General features: G+C 58.0%; 4 protein-coding genes and 2 pseudogenes. 5 read left to right on the forward strand and 1 reads right to left on the reverse strand.

Annotated features, from left to right (window positions below; genetic code table 11):
* From I8N66_RS36090 to I8N66_RS36110, 5 genes and pseudogenes are all read left to right on the forward strand, one after another.
* Window positions 1-1,396, forward strand: a 1,396-nt coding sequence (locus I8N66_RS36090) for an RHS repeat-associated core domain-containing protein (protein WP_291165084.1), incomplete at its 5' end; no start/stop codon positions are given.
* Window positions 1,397-1,432: 36 nt separating this feature from the next.
* Window positions 1,433-2,647, forward strand: a pseudogene (locus I8N66_RS36095) (IS3 family transposase).
* 376 nt (window positions 2,648-3,023) lie between these two features.
* Window positions 3,024-3,476 (forward strand): hypothetical protein, encoded by a 453-nt coding sequence (locus I8N66_RS36100; RefSeq protein WP_291165087.1) that lies wholly within the window; start codon window positions 3,024-3,026, stop codon window positions 3,474-3,476.
* Between the two features lie 6 nt (window positions 3,477-3,482).
* Window positions 3,483-3,776 (forward strand): hypothetical protein, encoded by a 294-nt coding sequence (locus I8N66_RS36105; protein ID WP_291165090.1) that lies wholly within the window; start codon window positions 3,483-3,485, stop codon window positions 3,774-3,776.
* 11 nt (window positions 3,777-3,787) lie between these two features.
* Window positions 3,788-4,159 carry an RHS repeat-associated core domain-containing protein gene (locus tag I8N66_RS36110; protein WP_291165093.1) on the forward strand — a complete coding sequence of 124 codons (372 nt, stop codon included), beginning with the start codon at window positions 3,788-3,790 and terminating at the stop codon, window positions 4,157-4,159.
* Between the two features lie 133 nt (window positions 4,160-4,292).
* Here I8N66_RS36110 and I8N66_RS36115 read toward each other — a convergent pair.
* A pseudogene (locus I8N66_RS36115) lies at window positions 4,293-4,592 on the reverse strand (hypothetical protein); the annotation flags it as partial.

Here is a 4,592-nt window from a genome sequence, read left to right on the forward strand (position 1 = left end):
CGCACCGTTGCAGGTGGGCACCGCCGCGGCACCATATACCTACAACGACGCCGATCTGCTGGCGACGATCCCTGGCTACATCACCGCGACGAGCTACGAGGCGGACGGTCAGACGAAGTCGATCAGCTATGCCAACGGTGTCGTGACCACCTTCAGCTATTCGCCGCAGCGGCGCTGGCTCGATCGGGTGACGACCGCCAAGGGTGGAACCGTATTGATGGACAATCAGTACGGTCGTGACCTCACTGGCAAGATTAAGACAATCACCGCGGCGACGGCGAACGACAACTGGGTCTACGACTACGATCCGCGCGGTCGGCTGACCAAGGCGGAGAACCCCGGTGGTTCGCTGGGCGAGACCTTCACCTATGCTGATAACGGCAATCTGACGTTCCGCACGCGGATCGGCAATTACGTTTACCCGGCGGGCAATGGTGTGCGTCCGCACGCTCCGACCACAATCGGTAGCGCCACTATCGGCTATGATGCCAACGGCAACATGGTCAGCGACGGCAGCCGGGCGCTTGCGTGGGACGGCGCCAACCGGTTGTCGACTGTTACGCAGGGCGGGGCGACAACCACACTCGTCTACGGTCCTTCGGGCTCGAGAGTGAAGAAGAGCAATGCCTTTGCGACGACGCTCTATCCCGACGCCAATGTCGAGATCGATCGCAAGCCGGGGCAGGACACCTATACACGCTATCCGCATCCGGATCTGAAGATCAGCTCGGTGGCGCAGACCGGTATAACAACCGCTGCATTCCTGCATCGAGACCATCTCTCGTCGGTGCGGCAGGTCACGGATGCCAGCGGCAACCTCGTCGAGCAGAACGGCTATGCCGCGTACGGCGAGCCGACGAACACGGCGATGCGCACGCAGAAGGGCTACATCGGCGAGCGCTTCGATCCCGAAACCGGACTGCAGTACCTCAACGCAAGATACTACGATCCAACGTTCGGTCGGTTCATCTCGCCGGACACTTGGGATCCAACCCAGCCGGGGGTTGGCACAAACCGATATTCTTATGCCGGAAACGACCCCGTCAATAACAGCGATCCCAATGGGCATGCCTTTAGTGGAAAGGAGACGAAGTTTGACCAGCGCGCGGATCGACCCGATCGCGATACCCAAGCTTCGAAAGGACTCCGTGACGCAGCGGGCGATACGTTTGGGGGTCGCCGTAAAGACAAAAGATCTGAGACAAAACTTGCTGGCGATCCGATGTCCGACGAGGATGGAGACCAGCTCGATGACAGGTTGGATCCGGACACTCCTCGACCTCTCTCAATGGGCCCGATACGGCCCTTCGAAGAGGTTGATGGTATCAGGATCCACAATGTGGGTACGATTTTCCCCGGTGAACTGCCCCCACTTTCGACCGGACACTCAGCATAAGCAGGAAGGCTCAAGCACAGGCTTGAGGATAGGCTTATGTCTAACGAGTTTCGACAGGTTGACCTGATGATCGGTGACGTCCGGCGGCGGCGCTGGACAACGGAACGCAAACTGCAGATCATCGAGGAGAGCTATGCCCCAGGGGAGACGGTTTCCTCTGCGGCTCGGCGGCATGGAGTTGCGCCAAACCTTCTCTATCGCTGGCGTCGGCTCTTGAGCGAGGGAGGTGCGGTGGCGGTGGACTCCGACGAGCCGGTAATCGGCAATTCTGAGGTGAAGAAGCTGGAAGATCGAGTGCGCGAGCTTGAGCGCATTCTCGGACGCAAGACGCTGGAGAACGAGATTCTTCGCGAAGCCCTTTCCAAAGCCCAGTCAAAAAAACCGATATCGCGGCCGATATTGTTGCCGAAGGGCGGTTCCCGATGAAGGCGGTGGCGGAGGCCTTTACACGTGTCGCGTTCTAATCTCTCCGAACGCCTGAAGGGCAAGTCCAAGCCTCGCGGACCCTACCTCAAAGCGGACGATGCCGAGCTGCTGCCTGCCATTCGCAAGCTGGTGGATGCCAGGCCAACTTATGGCTATCGGCGGATCGCTGCCCTTCTCAACAGGCAGCGGCGGGCCGCCGATCAGCCGGTCGTCAACCGCAAGCGGGTCCACCGCATCATGGCCAACCACGCCATGATCCTTGAGAAGCACACCGCCGTGCGCAAGGGCCGCGTCCACGACGGCAAGGTCATGGTGATGCGGTCGAACCTTCGTTGGTGCTCCGATGGCCTGGAGTTCACCTGCTGGAATGGCGAGGTGGTCCGCCTTGCTTTTATCATCGACGCGTTTGATCGAGAGATCATCTCGTGGGCGGCCGTCGCCAATGCCGGGATCTCCGGTTCTGACGTCCGCGATATGATGTTGGAAGCAGTCGAGAAACGCTTCGGTGGCACGCGTGCCCCACATGCCATCGAACATCTGTCCGATAACGGCAGCGCCTACACAGCAAGGGAAACCAGGCTGTTTGCTCAGGCCCTCAATCTGATCCCGTGCTTCACGCCGGTCGCCAGCCCTCAATCAAACGGTATGTCGGAGGCTTTCGTCAAAACCCTGAAACGCGACTACATACGCATCTCACCCATTCCCGACGCCGACACAGCGCTCCGGAACATCGATGGATGGATCGAGGATTACAACGAAATCCATCCGCATTCAGCGCTGAAAATGGCATCCCCAAGGGAATTCATCAAAGCATTGTCTCAATAGCTGACTTGTCTGGCGAAATGGGGGGCACTCCACCCGGGGCAGGAGGGATAAAACCCAGCGGAGGTTGGAAAGTTGGTGGAGACGTGTACGGTCCCACCCGAAAAGGAGCAGACCCAAGCTGGTCAGCTGTACGTTCCAGATTTTGGAAGAACGAAGCGGCGAGACAGGGCGCAGCGGACACGTATGGCGCTGAGAACTTGACACGCCTCAAGAACGGACTAGCGCCTCGAAGATTTAACGCCGACAAGGGCGGAATGGAATCGATGGAGTTGAGCCACGAGCCTGTGCCTGCCCGCAATGGCGGCAGGGAATTTGTGCCGCGATGGCCGCAGGACCATGCTATCGTTGACCCATTCAGAAGACCGGGATACTAAGCGTGATGCAAACACTTTCGTCTCTTTTCCAGGCCTCCGACGGGGCAGCGGTCGAGTTTGGTGGCAGACTCGTACAACCGATTTTTCAGATGCCGCTACAAAACGCAGAGACGCGCTTTACAGTACATAGAGTCAGTTCGGCTAGTTCTCCAGTGCAAGGTTTATGTATCAAGGCAACCAAGGGGGGGATCACGGTCAATGGGCAATCTCACTCGCAGATCATACTATGGGCAGACACAAGCCCGGACACCGTAGAAATTGTTATCTCTTCGAAACGCGGAGGCGTATTAAAGGCTTGGAACGTTTGGCGCAGCGGCGACCTTACTCAGGCTTGGATCGGCAATGCAGGCATGCATGTGTCTTCAAATGGGGGGAAGACGATCCTAGAGTGCAGTGATGGTGTGCAAGATGTTGATTTTACAAACCTGGTAATTGAGCTTGAAGAGAGTTCGTAAAAACCATTGATCGTCTGCCTTGTCGATCACAAGGCACGCAAGCTTGCCAACGCCACAATTGGTTATAATGCCAACGGCAATATGGTCAGCGATGGCAGCCGCTCGCACGTCTGTGGCGGCGCCAACCGTCTATCGGGCGTGACGCAGGGCGGTGCGACGACCACGCTTGACTACGGCCCGTCGGGCACACGAGTGAAGAAGAGCAATGCCTTTGCGACGACGCTTTATCCCGATGCCAACGTAGATACGATCGCAAACCGGGGCAGGATACCTACACGCGCTACCCGCATCCAGACCTGAAGATCAGTTCGGTGTTGCAGACCGGTGTAACAACCGCCACGTTCCTGCACCGCGATCACCTGACGTCGGTCCGCCAGGTGACGGATGCCAGCGGCAACCTCGTCGAGCAGAACGGCTATGCCGCCTATGGCGAGCCGACGAACACGGCGATGCGCACGCAGAAGGGCTACATCGGCGAGCGGTTCGATCCCGAGACCGGGCTGCAGTACCTCAACGCTCGATACTACGATCCGAAGTTAGGAAGGTTCATCTCGCCGGACGACTGGAATCCGACCTTACCGGGCGTCGGCAGCAATCGATATGCCTTTGCCGGCGACGATCCTGTCAACAATAGTGACCCAAGTGGGCACATATCGTTTTCCGGCTTTAGTGATTTTGTGTGAGGTCTCCTTAGTGGCTCCAGCGATCGGTCCCCTCCGGAGCAAAGACTGGGCAATGCCACCCGTGAGATCGTTTCACAAGGTTATCGGGTCGGATCAGAGGTGCAGCCATTTACGAGTGAATCCGGTTGAGACGCTACTTGCTTGTTTCCTCTGCTGGCCGCCATCCCAGAGCTTCGGCACGTTCAAACGCGAATACATTCTCGCGGTACCAGACATCAGCCCTCTCACGCACCGCAGGGGGGATGTCGTCCATACGCTTGTATTTACTGACAACCTCGGTCTGTAGCAGACGATAATAGGCCGTCCCCTTCTTTGTCAGGAGGTATGCAGAATTCGGATAATGCCGGAGAAGGACGTCCGCAACGACGGTTGCCTTTTGATAGTCCCCCGTCGAAAGGTGGTGCTCGATGAGATACGCGGCCATGGTCGCCAG

The sequence above is a fragment of the Ensifer sp. SSB1 genome (assembly GCF_016652895.1).
Taxonomy (GTDB): Bacteria; Pseudomonadota; Alphaproteobacteria; order Rhizobiales; family Rhizobiaceae; genus Ensifer.